Raw genomic sequence first — 23,905 nt, forward strand, 5'->3', positions numbered from 1 at the left:
CGGTCCGGGGACGGCCGCCGGTGTCACGGGTTGGGCACGCCGGCGAACGTGGCCGACGGGTTGTGCAGCACGGTGACGCGCTGCAGCGGCCAGACGGTGACGAAGGCGACGCCCACCACGTTCGCCTCGGGGACGGAACCACCTCCCGGGTTCCCCTGGTGGTAGCGCGAGTCCGACGAGTGGTCACGGTTGTCGCCCATCACCCACAGGGAGCTCGGCGGGACGACGACGTCGAACGCCATGCTGCTCGGCTGGGACCCGGGCGCGACGTACGGCTCTTTGAGCGCGACACCGTTCACCATCACCGGTGCGCCGTTCCCCGCGCTGCTCACGTGGTCACCCGGCAGGCCGATCACCCGCTTGACCAGGTGCTCGCCGGCGTCGACCGGCAGCAGGCCCACCCACGTGAGCACGTCGTTGGCCGTGCGCTGCCAGCCGGACCGGGTCACGACCGGCTGGCTCTCCAACCAGCCGCCCGGGTCCTTGAAGACGACGATGTCCCCGCGGTGCAGGCTCAACGGCCCGGGGACCAGCTTGCTCACGAGGATGCGGTCGTTCTCGATCAACGTCTCGTGCATCGACGGCGACGGGATGTAGAAGGCCTGCACCAGGAACGTCTTCACCAGCAGGGACAGCACCAGCGCGCTGGCGAGGATCACCACGGTCTCGCGGAGCCAGGCGAACGCCCCGCCACGACGAGGGGCCGGTGCGCGGCGCTGGCGGCGCGTCGCAGCCGTCGCGCCGTCCCGCGGCGTCGGCTCGGTGCCGTCCAGGCCGGGGGTGGCGGGCTCGTAGGACGCTGGAGGGCCGGCGGGCGGGACGGAGGCGGGCGTCGCGGACCAGGGCCTCCCCTGGGCCGGCTGCGGTCGGTCGGAACGCCAGTCGGTCACCCGCACAGCGTCGCACGCCGAGCCATGCGATGCGGCCACCGGTGACGGCCCCGAGACGGCTCCCGCGGACGCACGGACGGACGGCCCCCGCCGTGCGGGAACCGTCCGTCCGAGAGAAGCAGCAGCTGCGGGTCAGCCCTTGGCCGGGACCGTCTCGCGCTTCTCCTTGATCTTCGCCTTCTTGCCGCGCAGCGAGCGCAGGTAGTACAGCTTCGCCCGGCGGACGTCGCCGCGGGTGACGACCTCGACCGTGTCGATCGCCGGCGTGTGCAGCGGGAACGTGCGCTCGACGCCGACGCCGAAGCTGATCTTGCGGACCGTGAAGGTCTCACGGACGCCGCTGCCCTGGCGGCCGATCACGACGCCCTGGAACGCCTGGATGCGGGAGCGGTTGCCCTCGACGACCTTGACGTTGACCTTGACGGTGTCGCCCGGGCGGAAGTCCGGGACGTCGGTGCGCAGCGAGGCTGCGTCGACGATGTCCAGCGTGTGCATGGTGGTGTCGCTTCCCCGCCCTGCCGCAGGTCAGGAACGATGCTGGGCGGACCTCGCCGACCGCACGAGGCGGGTCGGGGCGGTGCACCCGATGAACGAGTGGTCCGGCGTCGCCGGACCCGAGACGAGCACGGGACCGGGCGTCCTGGCGGTCTCCCCTGCGGCAGAGGACACGACCGACGCGCGCCGGTCCGCAAGTCTGCCACACGGCGGCACGGGCGGGGAATCCGGTCGCCCGCGCCAGCGGCGTGCCGGCCGGTGGCGGCTCAGGGAGTCGCGTCGACCGGCCCCACGGGGACCCGCTGCAGCCGGCCCTCGGCCACGACCCACCCGAGGGCCGCGAGCAGGGTGCGGTCCGCACGGTCGAGCTCCGTGGGGTCGAGCGCGGCGAGCAGGTCGGGCCGGCGCTCCGCCGTGCGCTCCAACGACCGGTCCCGGCGCCACCGGCGCACCCGGCCGTGGTGCCCGGACAGGAGGACGGGCGGCACCTCCAGGTCCCCCCACACCGGCGGCTTGGTGTAGACGGGGTACTCGAGCAGACCCGAGGACCCGTGCGACTCCTCCACCAGGGACTCCGGGTTGCCCAGCACCCCGGGCACCAGGCGGGCCGTCGCCTCGACGATCGCCAGCGCGGCGACCTCCCCACCGTTGAGCACGTAGTCGCCGAGCGACACCTCGCTGACCGCCCCGCGCGACCGGTAGTGCTCCATCACGCGGGCGTCGATGCCCTCGTACCGACCGCACGCGATGACGAGGTGCGGCTGGGTGGCGAACGCCTCGGCGGTGCGCTGCGTGAACGGCACGCCCGAGGGCGTCGGCACGACGAGATGCCCGTCGGCACCGAGCACGTCGTCCAGGGCGCGGCCCCAGACGTCCGGACGCATCACCATGCCGGCACCACCGCCGAACGGCGTGTCGTCCACGGTCCGGTGCCGGTCGTCGGTCCAGTCCCGCAGGTCGTGCACCCGCACGTCGAGCAGGCCGGAGGTGCGGGCCTTGCCCACCAGCGAGACGTCGAGCGCGGACAGGTACTCCGGGAAGATGGTGACGACGTCGATCCGCACGCTGCGCTCAGCCTCGAGTGTCGGTGGGGACGAGGTCGTCGTCCGGCTCGTCGTCGTCCGGCTCGTCGTCACGGACGACGACGAGGTTGGCCGCGTCCGAGGCGAGCAGACCGCCCGGGGGGTCGAGCACGACGCGGCCGCCGGGGACGTCGACCACCGGCACGATCGCCTGCACGAACGGCACGAGGCTCCGGGCACCGTCGGGCTCCCGCAGCACGAGGAGGTCGTGGGCCGGACCGCTCTGCAGTCCGACGACCTCGCCGAGCAGCCGGCCGTCCACGTGCTCGGCACGCAGGCCGACCAGCTGGTGCTCGTACCAGGCGTCGTCGTCCTCGTCCGCCTCCTCGGCGTCCACCACGAGGCTCACCCCGCGCAGCGCCTCCGCGGCGGTGCGGTCGGACGCCTCCGCGAACGTGACGAACCAGCGGCCCTGCTGCTCCCGCACGCGGGTGGGCGTCAGGGGCCCGGCGGACGCGGGGTCGGTGCGCAGCTCCCGGCCGACCACGAGGCGGTCGGCCGGGGCATCGGTGCGCAGGTCGAGCGAGACCTCACCGCGCAGGCCGTGCGCACGGCCCACGCGGGCGACGGTGAGCAGCACCGTCAGCGGCGGTCGACGTCCACGACGTCGATCCGCACCGCTCCGTCGCGGGACAGCGCCCCGACGACCGTCCGCAGCGCGCGCGCCGTGCGTCCGCCGCGGCCGATGACCCGCCCGAGGTCCTCGGGGTTGACCCGGACCTCGAGCAGCTCACCGCGGCGCAGGCTGGCCGCGCGCACGTGCACGTCGTCCGGATGGTCGACGATCCCCCGGACGAGGTGCTCGAGCGCGTCGGCGAGCATCAGGCCTGCTCGTCCTCGGCCGGTGCCGGAGCTGCGGCCTTGGCGGACGACGCGTCGGCCTTGACCTTCTCGGCGTCGGCGGCGACCTTGTCGATCGCGGCCTTCGGGTCGACCTTGGCGGCCTTGGTCCGCAGCGTGCCCTCGGCACCCGGGAGACCCTTGAACTTCTGCCAGTCGCCGGTGACCTTGAGGATGGCGAGCACCTGGTCGGTGGGCTGCGCGCCGACGGTCAGCCAGTGCTGCGCACGGGCGGAGTCGACCTCGATCAGCGAGGGCTCCTCGGTGGGGTGGTACTTGCCGATCTCCTCGATGACCCGGCCGTCACGGCGGGTGCGGGAGTCGGCGACGACGATGCGGTAGTACGGAGCGCGGATCTTGCCGAAGCGCTTCAGGCGGATCTTGGTGGCCACGAGCGGGGTGTTCTCCTGAGTCTGCGGGGTGGCCTCGCCGTGCCGCCCGTGGGGGTGGGGGCACCGGTCCAGCCGAGGGACACGGCGGCGCGCAGGTAGAGGGGCTGCGCATGCCGAGTACAGCGGGCCATTCTGCCAGACGCCTGGGGCGGCGCCCAACCACCGGCTCAGCGGGCTGCGACCACCTCGCCGCGCAGGACGACGGCCTCCGGCGCCGCCAGCACCCGGACGTCCTGACGCGGGTCCGCGGGATAGACGACGAGATCGGCCGGTGCACCCTCGTCGAGACCGGCGGCGCCGAGCCACGCGCGGGTCCGCCACGAGGCGGCCGCCACCACGTCGGCCGCCGGCAGCCCGGCCTCGACCAGCGCTGCGGCCTCGTCGGCGATCCGGCCGTGGCCGATGGTGCCCCCGGCGTCGGTGCCGAGCAGGATCGGGACGCCGGCGTCGTGCAGGTCGCGGACCTGGGCGTGCCGGCGGGCGTGCATCGCCCGCATCCGCGCGGCGTACACCGGGTAGCGGTCCGCCTGGTCGGCGATCGCGGCGAACCGCTCGACCTGCAGCAGGGTCGCCGTCACGGGGATGCCGGCGGCGGCGATGCGGTCGATCTGCCGGGCGTCGGCACCCGTCGCGTGCTCGAGGCAGTCGACCCCCGCGTCGAGCAGCGGGTCGAGGGCCTCGGTGGCGAACGTGTGCGCCGTGACGCGGGCACCGGCGGCGTGGGCGGCCGCGATCCCGCCGGTCAGCACGTCGTCCGGCCACAGCGGGCGGAGGTCACCCTCCGGACCGAGGTCACGGTCGATCCAGTCGGCGACGATCTTCACCCAGCCGTCGCCACGGGCCGCCTCCTGCGCCATCGCCGTGGGCAGCTCGTCCGGCGAGCTCAGCTCGCGGGCGTAGTGGCGCAGGTATCGCTTGGGCAGGGCGAGGTGGTGACCGGCGCGGACCAGCCTGGGCAGGTCCCGGCGGTCGTCCACCCACCGGGTGTCGGCCGGCGACCCCGCGTCCCGGATCAGCAGCACGCCGGAGTCGCGGTCGGACACCGCCTGGGCCTCGGCGGTCTCCCGGTCGACGGCCCCGTTAGCCCCGAGGCCGATGTGGCAGTGCACGTCCACCAGACCGGGCAGCACCCAGCCCGTGAGGTCCACGGCCGGGCCGGACGGCCGCTCGTACGTGATGCGGCCGCCCAGCACCCAGGCCTCCGGCGCCTCGAGCCCGTCGCCGAGCACCACCGGCCCGCGCAGGTGCAGGACGTCCGCCATGGCCGTCAGCGGCCGAGCAGCCCGTCGAGCCCGGAGGGCAGCTGGACGTCGGAGCCGTCGCCGCCCGGTGCCGGCGGTCGGCCGAGACCGAACGCGGAGCCCGGCGCCGCCGTCGTCGGTCCCGCGGTCGTGCGTTCGGCGGCCGCCCGCTCCTGCAGCGCCCGCTTCGCCGGGTTGCCGGACTTGCCCTTGACCTTGCGCGCCGGGGCGACCGTCCGGCCGCGCGACTTCTTGCCGCCCATGCCCGGCAGGTTCCCCATGCCCGGCATCGCGCCCATCCCGCCGCTGCGGGCCATCTGGCGCATCATCTTCTGCGCCGCGTCGAACCGGTCGAGCAGCTGGTTGACGTCCGACGGCTGGGTGCCGGAGCCGGCGGCGATGCGGGACCGGCGCGAGCCGTTGATCACCTTGGGGCTGCGGCGCTCCAGCGGCGTCATCGACTGGATGATCGCCTGGATCCGGTCCACCTCGCGCTCGTCGAACGAGTCGAGCGCCTCCCGCATCTGGCCCATGCCGGGCAGCATGCCGAGCATCTTCTTCAGCGGGCCGGCGTTGCGCAGCTGCTGCATCTGGACCAGGAAGTCCTCGAGCGTGAAGTCCTCGCCCGCGGCCAGCTTGCCGGCCATCTTCTCGGCCTGCTCGGCGTCGAACGCCCGCTCCGCCTGCTCGATCAGGGTGAGCACGTCACCCATGTCGAGGATGCGGGAGGCCATGCGGTCGGGGTGGAACACCTCGAAGTCGGTCAGCTTCTCGCCGGTCGAGGCGAACAGGATGGGCCGCTCGGTGACGCTGGCGATGGACAGGGCCGCACCGCCGCGGGCGTCGCCGTCCAGCTTGGACAGCACCACGCCGGTGAAGCCGACGCCGTCGGCGAAGGCGCGGGCCGTCGTGACGGCGTCCTGGCCGATCATCGCGTCGACGACGAACAGCGTCTCGTCCGGCTGCACGGCGTCGCGGATGTCGGCCGCCTGCGCCATCAGCTCGGCGTCGACGCCGAGCCGACCGGCCGTGTCGACGATCACCACGTCGTGCTGACGGCTGCGGGCGGTCGCGACCCCGTCGCGCGCCACAGCCACCGGGTCGGCGCCGGCCGGGAGCTCGTCGAGGTCGGCCGCGGCCTGGTTGCCGGGGTGCGGTGCGTACACCGGCACGCCGGCCCGCTCCCCCACCACCTGGAGCTGGGTGACGGCGTTCGGGCGCTGCAGGTCGGCCGCCACCAGCAGGGGCGTGTGGCCCTGGCCCTTCAGCCAGACGGCCAGCTTGCCGGCCAGCGTCGTCTTGCCGGCACCCTGCAGACCCGCCAGCAGGATGACCGTCGGCGGGTTCTTCGCCAGCCGCAGGTTGCGCGTCTGACCACCGAGGATGGTCACCAGCTCGTCGTTGACGATCTTGACGACCTGCTGGGCCGGGTTGAGCGCGCCGGAGACCTCGGCCGACAGCGCCCGCTCGCGCACCGCGGCGGTGAACGCGCGCACGACGGTGACGGCGACGTCCGCGTCCAGCAGGGCGCGACGGATCTCGCGCACCGTGGCGTCGATGTCCGCCTCGGACAGCCTGCCCTTGGTGCGCAGGTTGCGGAACGTCGACGTCAGGCGGTCGGAGAGGGTGGCGAACACCGCGGCAGACCTCGTGGGCTCTTGGGGCTACGGACGGTCCAGGGTACCTGCCAGCGCACGCCCGGCCCGTGCGACGAGGTCGTCCACCAGCCGCTGGCGCCACGTGGTCCAGGCGGCGGGTCCGGCCGCGGAGGCGTCCGCCTCCGTCAGCACCCGGAGCATGCCCAGCAGGTCCGCCCGGTGGTCCACCGCGGTCAGCAGGCGCTGCACGGTGGCCGGGTCGTCCAGGTCCTCGGTGGTGGCCAGCTCGGCGAGGGTCAGGTGCTCACGCACCAGCCGGACGACGTCCGCGGCGACCTCGTCCGGGAAGCCCATCCGCGTGACGACCGGGCCGGCGAGCCGTGCCCCCTCGACGGAGTGGTCGCCCGCGCCCGCCCGCTTGCCGATGTCGTGCAGCAGCGCCGCGAGCAGCAGCGTGTCCGACTGGTCGCCGGCGTGCCGGTCGCGACCGGCACGGGCCACCGTCTCCACCAGGTGACGGTCCACGGTGTGCCGGTGGATCGGTGACCGCTGCGGACGGTTGCGCACCGCGGCCCACTCGGGGATCCACGTGGTGACCACCCCCGCGAGGTCGAGGGCCTCCCACACCGGCACCTGCGCGGGCCCGGAGCCGAGCAGGCTCAGCAGCGCGGTGCGCGCCGAGCGGGGCCACGGCACCGGCAGCGGAGGGGAGGCCTCGAGGCTCGCGACCGTCACCGGGGACAGCACGAGACCGGTGCGCGCGGCCGTCGCGGCCGCGCGCAGCGACAGCACCGGGTCGTCGGCGGGGCGGGCGTCGGCGGCGAGCACCAGCTCACCGTCGTGCTCCACCAGGCCCTCCGCGATCGTGCGCAGCCGGGGCGGCTGCCGGCGGCCCCGCACCAGGAACGGTTTGGGCGCGGGCCGCTGCAGCGCCTGACGGGCGTTGCGGGCCGTGGTGTCCAGGGCATAGGAGATGACCCGGCCGGCCTCGGCGATGGAGGCCAGCAGGTCGTCGCGGTCGTCGAAACCGACCCGGCCCGCCACCTCGTCCTGGTCCGCCAGGATCAGCCGGTTGGTGTGGCGGCCGGTGACCAGCTGCACGGTGTCCCGCACGTCGAGCAGGTGCTCGTAGGCGGTGTCCACGGCGCCGTGCGGACGGTCGGTCAACCAGGTGGCCGCGAGCGCCGACAGCACGACGGCGTCGCGGATGCCGCCGCGCGCCTCCTTCAGGTCGGGCTCGATGAGGTAGGCCAGCTCCCCGTGCCGGTCCGCGCGCGTCCGGGTGGAGGCCAGCAGCTCGGGCAGTCGGCGCCGGGCGGCCGCGCGCCAGTCCTCGAGCAGCGCCGACATCGCCCGGGCCACGACCACGGGGTCGCCGGCGACGTGGCGCAGCTCCAGCAGCCCGACGGCCGCCGGAAGGTCCTTGGACGCCACCTGGCGGCACTGCGCGAGAGACCGCACCGAGTGGTCGAGCTCCAGCCGGGCGTCCCAGATCGGGTACCAGAGCCGCTCGGCGATGTGCGCGAGGTCCTCCGGCGACCGCCCACGGCCCTCGTGCACCAGCACCAGGTCCAGGTCGCTGACGGGCGAGGCGTCCCCGCGTCCGATGCTGCCGACCGCGCCGAGCGCCATCCCGGTCGTGTCGAGCCCGGCGGTGGCCGTGTCCCACAGCTCCGCCAGGCGCTGGACCACCAGGTCCGCGACCCGACGGCGGCGCAGCACCCCGTCGGCACCGGGACCCGCCAGCTGCTCGGCCAGGTCCAGACGCTCACGACGCAGGTCCCGCACCGCCAGGTGCGGGACCTGCGTCGGCCCCTGCCCGGCCGCTCCCCCCGAGGGCGGCCGCTCGTCGCTCATCGGCTAGAGCGCATCCGGCCCGTGCTCACCGGTGCGCACCCGGACGACGTCCTCGACGGGCGTCACCCAGACCTTGCCGTCGCCGATCTTCCCGGTCTGCGCGGCCTGGACGATCACCGTGACCGCCCCCTCGGCGTCCTCGTCGGCCACGAGGACGTCGATCTTCACCTTGGGGACCAGGTCCACCGTGTACTCGGCACCCCGGTAGACCTCCGTGTGCCCGCGCTGGCGGCCGTAGCCGCTGGCCTCGGTCACCGTCAGACCCGCCACACCGGCCGCCTGCAGCGCGGACTTCACGTCGTCCAGCCGATGCGGCTGGATGACCGCCGTCACCAGCTTGGTCATCACTTCACCTCCGTCACGACGCGGGTGGCGCCCAGGGTCTCGTACGCGGACTCACCGTGCACCGCGAGGTCGATGCCGCCGACCTCGACGTCCTCCGACAGGCGGATGCCGCCGGCGGCCTTGAGGATCGAGCCGATCACCCAGGTGAGCACGAAGGAGAACACCACGGCGAACGCTGCCACCAGCACCTGTGCGAGGAGCTGGGTCACGCCGCCGCCGTAGAACAGACCGTTCTTGGACCCGGTCGGGTACCACGCGCCCTGGTTGTTGGTGGCGAGGAACCCGATCAGCACCGTGCCGGTGATGCCGCCGACCAGGTGGACGCCGACGACGTCGAGCGCGTCGTCGAAGCCGAACTTGTACTTGATGCCGATCGCGACGGCGCACAGCACGCCGGCGACGGCGCCGATGACGATCGCACCCCAGGTGTCGACCGCCGCAGCGGCCGGGGTGATCGCGACCAGGCCGGCCACGATGCCCGACGCGGCACCCAGGGACGTCGCGTGACCGTCCCGGACCTTCTCCGTGGCGAGCCACGCCAGCATCGCGACGCAGGTGGCGAGGAACGTGTTGAGCCACGCACGACCGGCGACCGCGTCGGCGGCACCCTCGGACCCGGCGTTGAAGCCGAACCAGCCGACCCACAGCAGGGCTGCGCCCAGCATGACGAACGGCAGGTTGTGCGGCCGCATGGGCTCACGCGGCCAGCCCTTGCGCTTGCCGAGGAGCAGCGCGAGCGCCAGACCGGCCGCACCGGCGTCGATGTGCACGACGGTCCCGCCGGCGAAGTCGATCGGCGTCGAGATGTGCTGCGAGATGAACCCGCCGACGCCGAGGAACCCGCCGGCCCACACCATGTGGGCCATCGGGAAGTAGACGATCGTCGCCCAGATCACCGAGAACCAGATCCACGCCCCGAACTTCATGCGGTCCGCGATCGCCCCGGTGATCAGCGCGACGGTGATCACGGCGAACGTCGCCTGGAAGGCCACGACCGCGAATGCCGGCACCCCGCCGGACGCGAGCGGGCTCGCCGCATCGGTCAGGTTGTTCATCCCGAAGAACTGGAAGGGGTTGCCGAAGAACTGGTTGATGCCTGTCGTGTCGGTGCCGAAGGACATCGAGTAGCCCCACAGCAACCAGACGAAGCCCACGATCCCCGCTGCGACGTAGTTCATCATCAGCATGTTGAGGACGGACCTGCCCCGGACCATCCCGCCGTAGAAGAACGCCAGCGCAGGGACCGTCATCATGAGGACGATCACTGCCGACGTCAGCATCCAGGCGGTGTTGCCGGAGTTCAGCTGAAAATCTGCCATCAGCATCCGGATTACCCGTTTCTCCCGTCGCCAGCCGGGTGGCTGGACACGGGTCCAACGGTGGAGGACCGGCGTTTCCCGGCGACGCCGCGGGTGTTACGACGGCGTCACGAGCGCCCCTGGCACGTAAACATCGTGTGTCCGGGCACCCGTGGTCTCACGCTCCGAGAAGACCGTCCACGAACGCCTCCGGCTCGAAGGGCGCCAGGTCGTCGGCGCCCTCCCCCAGCCCGACGAGCTTGACCGGCACCCCCAGCTCACGCTGCACGGCGACGACGATGCCGCCCTTGGCCGTGCCGTCGAGCTTGGTCAGCACGATGCCCGTCACCCCGGCGACCTCGGCGAACACCCGCGCCTGCACCAGGCCGTTCTGCCCGGTGGTGGCGTCCAGCACCAGCAGCACCTCGGACAGCGGGGCCTCGCGCTGGATGACGCGCGTGATCTTGCCGAGCTCGTCCATCAGGCCGGCCTTGTTCTGCAGGCGCCCGGCGGTGTCCACGAGCACGACGTCGACGCCCTCCGTGCGACCCTCGCGCACCGCGTCGAACGCGACGGCGGCCGGGTCACCGCCTTCCCGCTCGGCACGGACCGTGCGGACGCCCACGCGGGAACCCCACGTCGCCAGCTGGTCCGCGGCCGCGGCCCGGAACGTGTCGGCGGCGCCGAGCACCACCGTGCGGCCCTGCGCGACCAGCACGCGGGCCAGCTTGCCGACGGTCGTGGTCTTGCCCGTCCCGTTCACGCCGACGACGAGCAGCACCGCGGGGACCGGCGCGCCGTCGGCGCCCGTACCGGGCTCCGTGCGCAGGCTGCGGTCGAGCGTCGGGTCGACGATGGCGAGCAGCTGCTCGCGCAGCAGCGCCCGGGCCTGGGCAGGGTCCGCGAGGCCCTCGACCCGCACGCGCGTCCGCAGCGCGTCGATCAGCTCGGTGGTGGGGCCGGCGCCCACGTCCGCGAGGAGCAGCGTCTCCTCCAGCTCGTCCCAGTCGTCCTCGGTCAGCCGGTCCCGGGACAGCACCGCCAGCAGGCGGGCGCCGAACGGGGATCCCGACCTCGCCAGCCGGTCGCGGAGCCGGACGAGGCGGCCGGCGGCGGGGGCCGGGACCTCGAGCGGAGGGGCGGCGACCGCCTCCTCGACCGGCGCGGTCGCGGTCGGCTCCGTCCCCGGCTGCGGCACCGGCGCGGCCTCGACCTGCGGCTCGCCGGTCGGGGCCGGAGGTGCCGGCGGGGCGGGCAGCGTCGGGGTGGTGGTGTCCCGACCGCGGCGGCGCACCAGCACGGTCGAGGCGGCGACCACCACGGCGAGCGGGACACCGCCGGCCAGCAACCAGGTCAGGAGCTCATGAGTCACCGGCACAGTCTGTCGGTGCGGAGGTGCCCGGGGCGAGCCGGCGCCTCAGCGGGAGGTGAGCACCCCGTGCTCGGCGTCGTCGGACCCGCCGGCGTCCCGGCCCGGAAGCACCCGGGCGGCCATCTCCCGCGCGTGCAGCAGCGGCTCGGTGAGCTCGTCCACGGAGACGTAGCCCTCGCCGCGCTCGACGTTGGCGGCGAGCATCTCGCCGAGCGAGACGTCGACGGGCTCGACCGCGGCGGCCCGTGCGGCGGCGACCTGGTCGGCATCCGGGTGGCGGCGGGCGCGCAGGCCACGCCGGAACGCCCGCAGCGGCGACTCCTCGTCCCGACCGCGCGGCGTCGACGCCAGGAGGACGACGACGGTGACGAGGAGCGCGACGACGACGAGGATCACAGCGGCCATGGGTCCAGTCTCCGTCGCCCGCGCGGCCTCGACCGGCAATGGTGGCGCATCCCACCGTGCCGGTCACACAACCTTCACACCCGTCCCACCCGGCGCCCCGACCGGACCGGTGGACCGGTCCGGCGGCCGCCTCAGGCCGGCACGTCCTCGCGGAGGCGCTGGCTGATCACCGTCGTGACACCGTCGTCCCGCATCGTGACGCCGTACAGCGCGTCGGCGATCTCCATCGTCCGCTTCTGGTGGGTCACGATCAGCAGCTGCGAATCGGCCTGCAGCTCGCGCAGCACCTCGATCAGCCGTCCGAGGTTGGCGTCGTCGAGCGCCGCCTCCACCTCGTCCATCACGTAGAACGGGCTCGGTCGCGCCTTGAAGATCGCCACCAGCAGGGCGACGGCTGTCAGCGACCGCTCGCCACCGGACAGCAGCGACAGCCGCTTGACCTTCTTGCCGGCGGGACGGGCCTCGACCTCGACGCCCGTGGTGAGCATGTCCGCCGGCTCGGTCAGCACCAGCCGTCCCTCACCACCCGGGAACAGCCGCGGGAACACCTGCTCGAACGCGGCGGCGGTGTCGGCATAGGCCTCCGCGAACACCTGCTCCACGCGCTCGTCGATCTCGCGCACGATCTGCAGCAGGTCCGCCCGGGACGACTTCAGGTCCGCCAGCTGGTCGGTGAGGAACTTGTGCCGCTCCTCCAGCGCCGCGAACTCCTCCAGCGCCAGCGGGTTGACGCGGCCCAGCAGAGCCAGCGCTCGCTCGGCGGCGCGCAGCCGCTTCTCCTGCTGCTCGCGGACGTACGGCACGGACGTCGGTGCCTCGGGATCGGGCTCGGTGCCGGGAGCGAGCACCACCGGCACCGGCTGGTGGGGGCCGTACTCCTCGACCAGCACCTCGGGGTCGATGCCGAGCTCCTCGACCGACCGCTGCGCGAGGGCCTCGATGCGCAGGCGCTGCTGGGTGCGGGCGACCTCGTCGCGGTGCGCCACGTCGGTGAGCTCGGCGAGCTGCGCCGTCAGCGCCTCGGCACGAGCGCGGGTCGCGGCGAGCTCCTGGTCCCGCTCCGCACGGGCGGCCTCGGCGGCGTCCCGCTCCTGCGAGGCGCGTCGCAGCGACTCGTCGAGCACCAGGAGCGCGCGGCGCGCGCCCTCGTGCACGGCGGCGGCGACGGCCGCCTGGCGGGCGCGGGCGCGTTCGCGCTCCGCGGCACGCTCGCGCGCCGTCCGTTCCGCGGCAGCGGCACGCTCGAGCGAGTCGGCGCGGCCGGCGAGCGCGCGCGCCCGCTCCTCGGCGGTGCGGAGCGTCAGTCGGGCGTCGGTCTCCCTGCCGCGGGCCGCTGTGGCGAGGGCCGCGGTCCGGTCACGCTCGGACGTGCGCTCGGCGACCGCGTCCTCACCGTCCGCCGGCTGGTCCTGCGCGGCAGCCAGCCGCTCGGTCAGCTCGGCGAGCGCCTCGGTGTCCTCCTGCAGCGTCCGCTCGGCAGCGTCGAGCGACTGCTGGACCCGCTCGGCCTCGGCACGGGCGGACCGCGCCGTCGAGCCCAGCGTGGCGAGCTGCTCCGCGACCGCCGCGAGCGCCGCGTCGGACTCGTTGAGCCGGTCGAGGGTCTCCTGGTACGCCTGTCGAGCAGCGGTCTGCTGGTCGCGTGCGCCAGCCAGCTCGAAGCGCAGCCGCTCCGCCAGGGCCTGCGCCTGCTCGGCACCCGAGCGCGCCTGGTCGAGGGCGGCCTGCAGGTGCAGGGCACTGGGCGCCTCGGCGGAACCTCCGGACGCGCGGTGGGCGGACAGCAGGTCACCGGTGCGGGTGGCGACGACGAGGTCGGGGCGGGCACCGAGCACCGCGCGGGCCGTGGCGAGGTCGTCGACGACGACGACACCGGCCAAGGCGGCCGTCACCGCGTCCCGCACCGCCGGCGGGCAGCGCACCAGGTCGACGGCGCGGTCGGCACCGGTCGGCAGCGGGAGGTCGTCGACCGGCCCGGCACCGGCGGGCGCCGCCGAGCTGACCAGCAGGCCGGACCGCCCTGCGTCCTGCTCGCGCAGGTACCGGATGGCATCGACGGCCGCGTCGACACCCTCGACCGCCACCGCGTCCGCGAGCGGTCCCAGGGCGGCGACCACCGCCTCCTCGTCGCGTGGGTCCACCGAGAGCAGGGCGGCCACCGACCCGATGGTCCCGCGCAGGCCGTCGGCCGCGAGGAGCGCACCGGCACCGTCCTTGCGCGACAGGCTCAGCTCGAGCGTCTCGGCGCGGGCCGTCAGCGTGCTGCGCTCGCGCTCGGCCTCCGCCAGCCGCTCCGTCAGGTCGCCGACGCGTTCCGTCGCCGTCTCCAGGGCGTCGGCCGCGCTCTCGTGGGCCGCGTCCAGGCCCTCCTCGCCCTCCTCGGCGCCGGCTACCTGGCCCTCCAAGGCCGCGAACTGGGTGGTCGCCTCCTCGGCACGGCGCTGCGCGGCCGCGTGCGCCCCGCGCAGCCGGCCGATCTCCTCGCCCGTCGCCTCGAGGCGGCTGCGGCGGGCGGCGACCTGGCCGGCCAGCCGCGCCACGCCCTCGCGACGGTCCGCGGCCGCCCGCAGCACGGAGGCCAACGCCTTCTCGGCCTCGGTGGCCACCGCCTCCGCCTGCTGCCGCGCGGTCACCGCACCCTCGAGCGCCGCGCGTGCCAGGTCCACCTCGGTGCCGAGCTCCGCCTCGGCGGCACGGGCCCGGGCCGCCTGGGCGACCAGGTCGTCGGGGTCCTGACCGCCGGACCGCTCCGGTGCGGCGGCACCGAGCAGTCGCACCCGGTCCGCGGCCAGCGACGCGGTGCCGCGCAGCCGCTCACGCAGCGCCGAGAGCCGGTACCAGAGCTCGCCGGCCTCCGTGACGGCGGGTGCAGCCTCGGCGGCCGCCCGCTCGAGCGTGGCCAGCTGGTCGCGGGTGGTCGCCAGCTCGGTGCCGACCTCGTCGCGCCGCGCCAGCAGCGCCGTCTCGTCCGCGGTCTCCTGCGCCATCGCGGCGGTCAGCTGCGCCAGGTCGTCGGCGAGCAGCCGGGCTCGGGCGTCCCGCACGTCCGTCTGCACCACGGCAGCCTTGCGGGCTACCTCCGCCTGACGGCCGAGCGGGCCGAGCTGGCGGCGGATCTCGGTGGTGAGGTCCGCCAGCCGGGTCAGGTTGGCCTGCATCGCGTCGAGCTTGCGGAGCGCCTTCTCCTTGCGCCGGCGGTGCTTGAGCACCCCCGCCGCCTCCTCGATGAAGCCGCGGCGCTCCTCCGGCGTGGCGCGCAGGACGGTGTCCAGGCGCCCCTGGCCGACGATGACGTGCATCTCGCGGCCCATGCCGGTGTCCGAGAGCAGCTCCTGGATGTCCAGCAGCCGGCACGAGCGGCCGTTGATCGCGTACTCCGACCCGCCGTTGCGGAACAGGGTCCGCGAGATCGACACCTCGGTGTAGTCGATCGGCAGCGCGCCGTCGGTGTTGTCGATGGTCAGGGACACCTCGGCACGGCCGAGCGGCGGCCGGCCGGCGGTGCCGGCGAAGATGACGTCCTCCATGGTGCCGCCGCGCAGGGACTTGGCGCCCTGCTCCCCCATCACCCAGGCGAGGGCGTCCACCACGTTGGACTTGCCGGAGCCGTTGGGCCCCACGACGCACGTGATGCCCGGCTCGAAGCTCAGGGTCGTCGCGGAGGCGAACGACTTGAAGCCCCGCAGCGTCAGGGTCTTCAGGTGCACGGGGGCAGCCTACGGTCGGGCACCGCGCGCGCCGCGGAGGCGGCGTCGGTCACAGGTGCGGGAACCAGAGGGCGATCTCGCGCGCTGCGGACTCGGGCGAGTCCGAGCCGTGCACGATGTTCTGGATCGCCGAGGTGCCCCAGTCGCGCGCCAGGTCCCCGCGGATGGTGCCGGGGGCGGCGGCGGTCGGGTCGGTGGCACCGGCGAGCGAGCGGAAGCCCTCGATCACCTTGTGACCTTCGGCCACCACCGCGACGAGGGGACCGGACGTCATGAAGTCGATCAGGGCCGGCAGCCACGCCTTGCCGAGGTGCTCGGCGTAGTGCTGCTCGAAGATCGCCCGGTCGGCGGTCCGCAGCTCGACGGCGGCCAGCGTGTAGCCCTTCGCCTCGATGCGGCGCAGCACCTCGCCCACCAGGCCCCGGCTCACGCCGTCGGGCTTGACGAGGACAAGGGTGCGCTGAACGGAAGGTGCGTCGGCCATGGCGGAAACCCTAGTGCCGGTCCCGGACCCGGCCGCCGTCAGACCCGACGACGGGGCCGCGCGGGCTCCACGGCGTCCGGGTGCGCGGCGTCGAAGACCGCTCGCTCCGCGTCGATCCGCACCCCGAGCCACAGGAACAGCACCCAGAGGACGGCGAACAGGCCTCCGACGCCGAACATCATCGGCACCACGAACCCGCACGCCAGCACCGGCAGCTGCGCCACGGTGCCGGCGACGGAGCCCCAACGCGGCCGCTGCAGGCCGGCGAGCACCAGCAGCAGCGCCGCCAGCCCCCCGCCGACGGACCAGATCGCCGCCGGCGGCGCCGACCGGAGGCCGAACGCCACCAGGGCGGCGAAGAGCACGACGAAGGCCTCGAGCAGCAGCATCGTCTGGCCGAGGACGATGCGCGCCGGGCGCTTGCGTCGCACGGCGGGCGCGGGGCTGGTCACGCGGTCAGGCTACCGGCGCGTCTCGACGACCCCTCGTCCCGCAACCGGTCGTCGTCGACGCGGCTCCCGGGCGGCGCGCGGCGCTCAGTCCTCGCCGAACTTGTCCTCGAACAGCGCGACCACCGCGTCCACCGCCTGCTGGGCCTGCTCCCCGCTGCCCTCGAGGATCAGGTCCGTGCCGTTGGCCACGCCCAGCGCCATCAGCTGGAGCACGCTCGCGGCGTCCACACCGCCCAGCCGCACGTGCGCGTCGAAGCCGGCGACCGTCCGGGCGACGATCGCCGCAGGCCGCGCGTGCAGCCCCAACCTGTTGGTCACCGTGACGGTGGTGCGGACGGCGCCGGGCTCCGTGGACAGCTCCGTGGTGGACGCCTGCTCGACCGCGGTGTGCCCGGGGTGCGGGTGCAGGACGTCCGCGAACGTGGCGACGGCGCCCTCGGCCGCCGCGAGCACCCCCTGGACCCCTGCCCCGCCCTGGGCGGCGACCGCAGCGGCCACGGCACCCTCGACGAGCGGTGCGTCGGCCAGCAGGACACGCTCCGCGACCGGCTCGTCGAGCATCTCCAGGACGGACTGCGCGGTCATCACGGCGGATCCGAGGTCCGTGAGGACCACGGCCGAGCGGCCGTCGGCGGTCGCCTGCTCCAGGGCGGCCTCGATGGCGTCGTAGCTGGTGCCGAGGCCGCCGTCGGGCATGCCGCCGGCCGGGAGCAGCGTGACGTCCGGTGCCATCTGCCCCGCGAGCTCGGCCAGCCCCTCGGCGATCAGGCGCGAGTGCGAGACCAGCACCAACGCCACCTGGACGGTCATGCGCCGGCCGCGTCCGCCGCCGCGCGCAGCAGCAGCTCGGTCGACCGGGCGCCGGGGTCCAGGTGGCCGATGGAGCGCTCGCCGAGGTAGGACGCACGCCCCTTGGTGGCCAGGAGCGGGATGGTGGCCTGCGCTCCCGTGGCCGCGGCGTCGGCCGCCGCCGCCAGCACCGCGGCGGGCGACCCGCCGTTGTCCGCCACCGACTCCGCAGCCTCGACCGCGGGCGTCCACGCGTCGACCATCGTCTTCTCGCCCGTGTGGGCCTTGCCGCGGGCGACGATGCCCTCCAGCGCCGCCTCCAGGACGGCAACCGCGGCAGCCGAGTCGAGCTCGGCCACCGCGGCCGCCTTCGCCGCACGCAGGTAGGCGGTGCCGTACAGCGGGCCGGCGGCGCCGCCGACCGTGGACATCAGGGTGGTGGCGACCAGCTTGAGCACGTCACCGACCTGGTCCGGTGGCGCCTCGAGGGCGTCGAGCTTGGCGACGACGGCGGTGAACCCGCGGTTCATGTTCTCGCCGTGGTCACCGTCGCCGATCTGCCGGTCGAGCTCGATCAGCTCCTCGCGGTGCTCCTTGACCACCTTCGCCGAGAGGCGCACCCACTCGACCGCCCACGCCACGTCCAGACTCATCCCGCGCTCCCTGGCTCGTCCGACCCGCTCACCGTCGCCGATGCCCCCGGCGACCGTCCTACCAGGCGCGCCTCACCAGCGCAGCGCGGCGGTGTGCACCGGCGCGTCCCAGAGGGCCGTGAGCTCGTCGTCCAGCCGCAGCACGGTGACCGACGCACCCTGCATCTCGAGCGAGGTGACGTAGTTGCCGACCAGCGACCGGACCACCTCGACCCCCCGGCCCTCGAGCAGCGCCCGCGCCCGCCGGTAGACGATGAACAGCTCCGACTGCGGAGTGCCGCCCATGCCGTTGACGAACAGCAGCACCTTCTCGCCGGAGGTGAGCTTCAGGTCGTCGGCGACCGGCGTGAGCAGCATCTCCGTGATCTCGTCGGCGGAGGCCAGCGGGATGCGGCGGCGGCCCGGCTCGCCGTGGATGCCGATGCCGATCTCGATCTCGTCCTCGGGCAGGTCGAAGCTCGGCTTGCCGGCGTGCGGGACCGTGCAGGCGGTCAGGGCGACGCCCATCGAGCGGACGTTCGCGATGACCTTCTCCGCGACGGCGACCACGGCGTCGAGGTCGTCACCGCGCTCCGCGGCGGCACCCGCGATCTTCTCCACGCAGACCGTGCCGGCGACGCCGCGACGGCCGGCGGTGTAGAGCGAGTCCTCGACGGCGACGTCGTCGTTGACCACCACCGAGCGCACCGTGACGCCCTCGGCGTCGGCCAGCTCGGCGGCCGTCTCGAAGTTGAGCACGTCGCCCGTGTAGTTCTTCACGATCGCTAGCACACCGGCGCCGCCGTCCGCGGCCTGGATGGCCGGGGCGACCTGGTCCGGGGTAGGAGACGTGAAGACGGCGCCGGGGACGGCAGCATCGAGCATGCCGAGGCCGACGAAGCCGGCGTGCAGGGGCTCGTGGCCGCTGCCGCCGCCGCTGACCAGGCCGACCTTGCCCTGCACCGCACCACCGGCGCGGGTGACGAAGATCGGGTCGGTGTGCACGGCGACGACGTCGGCGTGGGCCAGACCGAACCCCTCGACGGACTCGTTGACGACGTGCTCGGGATCGTTGATGAGCTTCTTCACTCCGGCGACCTGCCTTCCTCGGGTGGGCAGCTGTGCGGCGTCCCGAGGGTGGCGCCGATCGGCGTCGCGGGACACGGCGACCGGGACGCCGTCGTCCCGTGAGGCTCACCCTCGCCGGGGGCTGCACCGGACGCAAGTGCGCTGCCGCTGCACGTTCGTGCACGAGGTCAGGGGCGACCCAGCAGCACACGCGCCTCTGCAACAAGCAGCAGCGAACCGGTGACCAGGACGCCCGCGCCGCGCTCGACCTCGCTCTCGGCGCGCTCCACCGCGAGCGCGATCGCCTCGTCCAGCCGCTCGACGACGTGCACGCGGTCCTCGCCGAACACGTCGTAGGCGAGATCGGCCAGGTCCTGCACGTCCATCGCTCGCGGTGAGCCGGCGTGCGTGACGACCACCTCCGCCAGCACCGGCTCCAGCAGGCCGAGCATCGCCTCCGGGTCCTTGTCCGCCATCACGCCGACCACGCCGACCAGCCGCTCGAAGGCGAACGCCTCGTCCAGCGCGGCAACCATCGCCTCCATCCCCGCCGGGTTGTGGGCACCGTCCACGAGCACCGTCGGGCTGGACCGGACCACCTCGAGGCGACCCGGGGAGCTGACGTCGGCGAAGGCGGCGCCGACGACGTCGCCGCCCAGCGCACCGCCGCCGGTCAGCAGCGCCTCGGTGGCGGCGAGCGCGAGCAGGGCGTTGTGGGCCTGGTGCTCACCGTGCAGCGGCAGGAAGACGTCCTGGTAGATGCCGCCGATGCCGCGCAGCGTCAGCAGCTGCCCGCCGACGGCCACCTGGCGCTCCAGGACCGCGATCTCCTGGTCGTCGCGCACCAGCCGGGCGCCGTGCTCGGCGGCGGCCGCCTCGATCACCGCCTCGGCCGACTCGGACTGCGCGGAGACCACCACCGTGCCGCCGTCCTTGATGATCCCCGCCTTCTGGGCGGCGATCTCGGCCAGGGTGTGGCCGAGGTAGCGCTCGTGGTCCATCGCCACCGGGGTGATCACCTGCACCTGCGAGCGGACGACGTTGGTGGAGTCCCAGAGGCCGCCCATGCCGACCTCGACGACCGCGACGTCCACCGGCGCGTCGGCGAACGCGGCGAACGCCATCACGGTGAACACCTCGAAGAACGACAGCCGCGGCCCGCCGGCCTCCGCCGACCGCTGGTCGACCAGCTCGACGTACGGCGCCACGTCGTTCCACACCGCGACGAACTGCTCGTCGCTGATCGGTTCGCCGTCGATCGCGATGCGCTCGTTGACCCGGGTCAGGTGCGGGCTGGTGAACCGGCCGGTGCGCAGCCCGTGCTCGCGCAGCAGCCGCTCGACCATGCGCGCGGTGGACGTCTTGCCGTTGGTGCCGGTCAGGTGCACCACCCGGTAGGCGTCCTGCGGGTCGCCGAGCAGCTCGCACACCTGCCGGACGCGGTCGAGCGTGGGGTCGATCTCGTGCTCCGGTGCGCGGGCGACGATCGCGGCGTAGATCCGATCGGCCTCCTGACGGGCGGCCTCGGCCTGCTGGTCGCGGTGGTGGTCGGCGCCCGACGAGCCGCGGCGGCTCATGCCTCCACCCGGCTGACCTGGACGGCGAGCTCGTCGCCCGGTCGCACCTCGAACGAGGTCGCCAGCGTCTCGCGGGCGACGAACTCGCGGTGCGCCTCGACGGCCGGGACCTGGTCGGCCGGCACCTGCAGGTGCAGGTCGATCCGGTCGCTGACCCGCAGACCGGCCGCCTTGCGCGCGTCCTGCACCGCGCGGACCACGTCCCGGGCGTACCCCTCGGCGAGCAGCGCGTCGTCGAGCGCGAGGTCGAGCACGACGAACCCGGCGCCGCCCGGCAGCACCGCCGCCGCGACGTCAGCACCGGCCGCTCCGTCGACCACCGTCGTCAGGTCGTACTCGGCGGGCAGCAGCGGCACGTCGGTGCCGTCGTCGAGCGTCACCACCACCCCGTCCTCGGTCGCGCGCCACGAGCCGGCCTTGGCGGCGCGGATGGCGGTCTGCACGCCCTTGCCGAGCCGGGGCCCGGCCGCACGGGCGTTCACCGCGAGGCGCTGCGTGATGCCGAACCGGCCGGCCGCGTCCTCGTCGTCGGTCACCAGCTCGACACGCTTGACGTTCAGCTCGGCCGCCACGAGGTCGGTGTACGGCTCAGCCGCTGCCGGGTCGGCCACCGCGACGGTCAGCGACCGCAGCGGCTGCCGCACGCGCAGCTGGTGCGCCTTGCGCAGCCCCAGCGCCGTCGACACCGCGGAGCGGACCTGGTCGACCACGGCCGCCAGGTTCTCGTCGGCACCGTGCCCGCCCGGCACGTGCGTCGGCCAGTCGGTCAGGTGCACCGACCGCTGCCCGGTCAGGCCCCGCCACACCTCCTCGGTCACCAGGGGTGCGAGCGGCGCCATCACGCGGGTGAGCACCTCGAGCGCGGTCCACAGGGTGTCGAACGCGTCGTGGTCCTCCGCCCAGAACCGGTCGCGCTGCGTGCGGACGTACCAGTTGGTCAGCACGTCGAGGTGCTCGCGCACCAGGGCGCAGGCCGCGGCGATCTCGTAGGAGTCGAGCGCCGCGGTCGCCTGGGCGACCAGCTCGCCGGTGCGGGCCAGCAGGTAGCGGTCCATCACCGGCAGACCGGCGGCCCGCTCGTCGTCCACGGCCCGGGCGAGGTAGCCCCGCCCCCCGTCGGCCGCACCGGCGTACAGGCTGAAGAAGTAGTAGGTGCTCCACAGCGGCAGCACCACCTGGCGCACCGCCTCGCGGATGTTCTCCTCCGCCACCACGAGGTTGCCGCCGCGCAGCACCGGCGAGCTCATCAGCGACCACCGCACGGCGTCGGAGCCGTAGGTGTCGAACATCTCCATCGGGTCCGGGAAGTTGCGCAGCGACTTGGACGCCTTGCGGCCGTCGTCGCCCAGCACGATGCCGTGGCAGATCACCGAGGTGAACGCCGGCCGGTCGAACAACGCCGTGGCCAGCACGTGCAGCAGGTAGAACCAGCCGCGCGTCTGGCCGACGTACTCGACGATGAAGTCGCCGGGGAAGTGGTGCTCGAACCAGTCGGCGTTCTCGAACGGGTAGTGCACCTGCGCGTACGGCATGGACCCGGAGTCGAACCACACGTCCAGGACGTCGGGGATGCGGCGCATGGTGCTCTGCCCGGTCGGGTCGTCCGGGTTGGGCCGCGTCAGCTCGTCGACGAACGGCCGGTGCAGGTCCGGCTCACCGGCCTCGTTGCGCGGCAGCCGGCCGAAGTCGGCCTCCAGCTCGGCGAACGAGCCGTAGACGTCGACGCGCGGGTGCGCCGGGTCGTCGGACACCCACACCGGGATCGGCGTGCCCCAGTACCGGTTGCGGGACACCGACCAGTCGCGGGCGCCCTCGAGCCACTTGCCGAACTGGCCGTCGCGGATGTGCTCCGGCGTCCACGCGATCTGCTGGTTCAGCTCGATCATCCGGTCACGGAACTGGGTCACCCTGACGAACCAGGAGGAGACGGCCTTGTAGATCAACGGGTTCCGGCAGCGCCAGCAGTGCGGGTAGGAGTGCACGTAGGACGCCTGGCGCAGCAGCCGGCCGTCCTCGCGCAGGCGCCGGATGATCGGCATGTTCGCCTCGAACACCTGCTGGCCCTCGAAGTCGGGCACCACGGCGGTGAACCTGCCGGCGTCGTCCACGGACAGCAGCGTGGGGATGCCCGCGGCGTCGCAGGCACCCTGGTCGACCTCGCCGTAGGCGGGTGCCAGGTGCACGATGCCGGTGCCGTCCTCGGTGGTGACGAAGTCGCCGACCAGCACCTGCCAGGCGTCCTGCGTGCCGTGCTTCTCGGTGTCGGCGAAGTAGTCGAACAACCGCTCGTAGCGCAGGCCGGCCAGCTCGGCGCCGGGGACCTCGCGGGTCACCGCGGCCACCGCGTCGTCGGGGGCCGCGTAGCCGAGGTCCTTGGCGTAGCCCGGCAGCAGGTCGCGCGCCAGGAGGAAGGGACCGGTGCCGGCGGAGGTCCCCGCGGGGCCGGCCGGGACGACGACGTACGTGATGTCGGCGCCGACCGCCAGCGCCTCGTTCGTGGGAAGCGTCCACGGCGTCGTCGTCCACGCGACCGCCCGCACACCGGCCAGGCCGAGAGCCTCCGCCCGCTCCCCGACCAGGGGGAACGTGACGGTGACGGTCTGGTCCTGACGCTCCCGGTAGACGTCCGCGTCCATGCCGAGCTCGTGGTTGGACAGCGGGGTCTGGTCGCGCCAGCAGTACGGCAGCACGCGGTAGCCGGAGTACGCCAGCCCCTTGTCGTACAGCTGCTTGAACGCCCAGATCACCGACTCCATGAACGTCGGGTCGAGCGTCTTGTAGTCGTGCTCGAAGTCCACCCAGCGGGCCTGGCGGGTGACGTAGTCCTCCCACTCGTGGGTGTACGTCAGCACCGACTCGCGGCAGGCGGCGTTGAACGCCGCGATGCCCATCTGCTCGATCTGCGACTTGTCGGTGATGCCGAGGATCCGCTCGGCCTCCAGCTCCGCCGGCAGGCCGTGGGTGTCCCAGCCGAACCGTCGCTCCACGCGGTGACCGCGCATCGTCTGGTAGCGCGGCACGACGTCCTTGACGTAGCCCGTCAGCAGGTGGCCGTAGTGCGGCAGGCCGTTGGCGAACGGCGGGCCGTCGTAGAAGACGAACTCGTTGCTGCCGTCGGGACCGGCCTCACGCGCCTCGACCGAGGCGACGAACGTGCCGTCGGCCTTCCAGTAGGCGAGCACGTCCTGCTCGAGCGCGGGCAGGTCCGGGGAGGCGGGCACGCCCTGGGGCTCGGACTGGGACGACGGCGCGGACGGCGCGGGACGGTGCAGCGGATACGCCACGGCGAGACTCTCCTGGTTGCACGCACCCGGTCGGGTGCGGACGACTCCTGGTCACGAGGACGACGACGTCCGGACCGGCCGGACGACACCGCGGTAC

At 74.0% G+C, this 23,905-nt stretch carries 21 protein-coding genes; all 21 read right to left on the minus strand.

All coding sequences use genetic code 11. The annotated features are described in order from the left end of the window. Positions 1 to 23: 23 nt before the first annotated feature. The 21 genes from lepB to ileS all read right to left on the minus strand — a co-directional run bounded on the left by lepB (position 24) and on the right by ileS (position 23,808). Positions 24 to 890 carry a signal peptidase I gene (lepB, locus tag QMF98_RS10705; protein WP_337973031.1) on the minus strand — a complete coding sequence of 289 codons (867 nt, stop codon included), beginning with the start codon at positions 888 to 890 and terminating at the stop codon, positions 24 to 26. A 132-nt stretch (positions 891 to 1,022) separates the two neighbouring features. Next, entirely contained in the window at positions 1,023 to 1,385 is a 363-nt protein-coding gene (gene rplS, locus QMF98_RS10710) for a 50S ribosomal protein L19 (protein ID WP_263732575.1), read from the minus strand. A gap of 266 nt (positions 1,386 to 1,651) precedes the next feature. Continuing rightward, on the minus strand, positions 1,652 to 2,449 hold the full coding sequence (trmD, locus tag QMF98_RS10715; protein WP_337973032.1) for a tRNA (guanosine(37)-N1)-methyltransferase TrmD: 798 nt from the start codon (positions 2,447 to 2,449) through the stop codon (positions 1,652 to 1,654). Positions 2,450 to 2,456: 7 nt separating this feature from the next. Then, entirely contained in the window at positions 2,457 to 3,047 is a 591-nt protein-coding gene (gene rimM / locus QMF98_RS10720; RefSeq protein ID WP_337973033.1) for a ribosome maturation factor RimM, read from the minus strand. 2 nt (positions 3,048 to 3,049) lie between these two features. After that, a complete protein-coding gene (locus QMF98_RS10725) occupies positions 3,050 to 3,289 on the minus strand; it encodes an RNA-binding protein (RefSeq protein ID WP_263732578.1) in 240 nt (79 codons plus the stop codon). Then, positions 3,289 to 3,699 (minus strand): 30S ribosomal protein S16, encoded by a 411-nt coding sequence (gene rpsP / locus QMF98_RS10730; RefSeq protein ID WP_337973034.1) that lies wholly within the window; start codon positions 3,697 to 3,699, stop codon positions 3,289 to 3,291. The genes QMF98_RS10725 and rpsP overlap by 1 nt, the downstream gene beginning before the upstream one ends. Before the next feature lie 167 nt (positions 3,700 to 3,866). Continuing rightward, the gene (locus QMF98_RS10735; protein WP_337973035.1) at positions 3,867 to 4,961 is read right to left on the minus strand and encodes an amidohydrolase family protein; all 1,095 of its coding nucleotides are present in this window, start codon (positions 4,959 to 4,961) and stop codon (positions 3,867 to 3,869) included. 5 nt (positions 4,962 to 4,966) lie between these two features. Continuing rightward, complete coding sequence (gene ffh / locus QMF98_RS10740) at positions 4,967 to 6,577, minus strand: signal recognition particle protein (protein WP_337973036.1); 1,611 nt, start codon at positions 6,575 to 6,577, stop codon at positions 4,967 to 4,969. A gap of 27 nt (positions 6,578 to 6,604) precedes the next feature. Continuing rightward, a complete protein-coding gene (locus QMF98_RS10745) occupies positions 6,605 to 8,395 on the minus strand; it encodes a [protein-PII] uridylyltransferase (RefSeq protein WP_337973037.1) in 1,791 nt (596 codons plus the stop codon). A 3-nt stretch (positions 8,396 to 8,398) separates the two neighbouring features. Further along, positions 8,399 to 8,740: a P-II family nitrogen regulator gene (locus tag QMF98_RS10750; RefSeq protein WP_337973038.1), complete on the minus strand. Its 342-nt coding sequence runs from the start codon at positions 8,738 to 8,740 to the stop codon at positions 8,399 to 8,401. Next, a complete protein-coding gene (locus tag QMF98_RS10755) occupies positions 8,740 to 10,059 on the minus strand; it encodes an ammonium transporter (RefSeq protein ID WP_291758745.1) in 1,320 nt (439 codons plus the stop codon). The genes QMF98_RS10750 and QMF98_RS10755 overlap by 1 nt, the downstream gene beginning before the upstream one ends. Positions 10,060 to 10,216: 157 nt before the next feature. Then, positions 10,217 to 11,410 carry a signal recognition particle-docking protein FtsY gene (gene ftsY, locus QMF98_RS10760; RefSeq protein WP_337973039.1) on the minus strand — a complete coding sequence of 398 codons (1,194 nt, stop codon included), beginning with the start codon at positions 11,408 to 11,410 and terminating at the stop codon, positions 10,217 to 10,219. A gap of 45 nt (positions 11,411 to 11,455) precedes the next feature. Continuing rightward, a complete protein-coding gene (locus QMF98_RS10765; protein ID WP_337973040.1) occupies positions 11,456 to 11,815 on the minus strand; it encodes a hypothetical protein in 360 nt (119 codons plus the stop codon). Between the two features lie 131 nt (positions 11,816 to 11,946). Beyond that, positions 11,947 to 15,522 (minus strand): chromosome segregation protein SMC, encoded by a 3,576-nt coding sequence (smc, locus tag QMF98_RS10770; protein WP_337973041.1) that lies wholly within the window; start codon positions 15,520 to 15,522, stop codon positions 11,947 to 11,949. A 49-nt stretch (positions 15,523 to 15,571) separates the two neighbouring features. Beyond that, complete coding sequence (ndk, locus tag QMF98_RS10775) at positions 15,572 to 16,006, minus strand: nucleoside-diphosphate kinase (RefSeq protein ID WP_337973042.1); 435 nt, start codon at positions 16,004 to 16,006, stop codon at positions 15,572 to 15,574. 38 nt (positions 16,007 to 16,044) lie between these two features. Continuing rightward, positions 16,045 to 16,458 (minus strand): DUF4233 domain-containing protein, encoded by a 414-nt coding sequence (locus QMF98_RS10780; protein ID WP_263729107.1) that lies wholly within the window; start codon positions 16,456 to 16,458, stop codon positions 16,045 to 16,047. An 84-nt stretch (positions 16,459 to 16,542) separates the two neighbouring features. Beyond that, positions 16,543 to 17,268 carry a dihydroxyacetone kinase phosphoryl donor subunit DhaM gene (dhaM, locus tag QMF98_RS10785; protein ID WP_337973043.1) on the minus strand — a complete coding sequence of 242 codons (726 nt, stop codon included), beginning with the start codon at positions 17,266 to 17,268 and terminating at the stop codon, positions 16,543 to 16,545. After that, complete coding sequence (gene dhaL, locus QMF98_RS10790; protein WP_337973044.1) at positions 17,265 to 17,900, minus strand: dihydroxyacetone kinase subunit DhaL; 636 nt, start codon at positions 17,898 to 17,900, stop codon at positions 17,265 to 17,267. The genes dhaM and dhaL overlap by 4 nt, the downstream gene beginning before the upstream one ends. A 72-nt stretch (positions 17,901 to 17,972) precedes the next feature. Beyond that, a complete protein-coding gene (dhaK, locus tag QMF98_RS10795) occupies positions 17,973 to 18,968 on the minus strand; it encodes a dihydroxyacetone kinase subunit DhaK (RefSeq protein ID WP_337973045.1) in 996 nt (331 codons plus the stop codon). 167 nt (positions 18,969 to 19,135) lie between these two features. Further along, positions 19,136 to 20,524 (minus strand): bifunctional folylpolyglutamate synthase/dihydrofolate synthase, encoded by a 1,389-nt coding sequence (locus QMF98_RS10800; protein WP_337973046.1) that lies wholly within the window; start codon positions 20,522 to 20,524, stop codon positions 19,136 to 19,138. Then, positions 20,521 to 23,808, minus strand: coding sequence for an isoleucine--tRNA ligase (gene ileS, locus QMF98_RS10805; RefSeq protein ID WP_337973047.1), 3,288 nt, complete (start codon positions 23,806 to 23,808; stop codon positions 20,521 to 20,523). Before ileS ends, QMF98_RS10800 begins: the two co-directional genes overlap by 4 nt. Between the last annotated feature and the right edge of the window lie 97 nt (positions 23,809 to 23,905).

This window comes from Cellulomonas sp. NTE-D12 (assembly GCF_027923705.1).
In the GTDB taxonomy this organism is placed as follows: domain Bacteria; phylum Actinomycetota; class Actinomycetes; order Actinomycetales; family Cellulomonadaceae; genus Cellulomonas.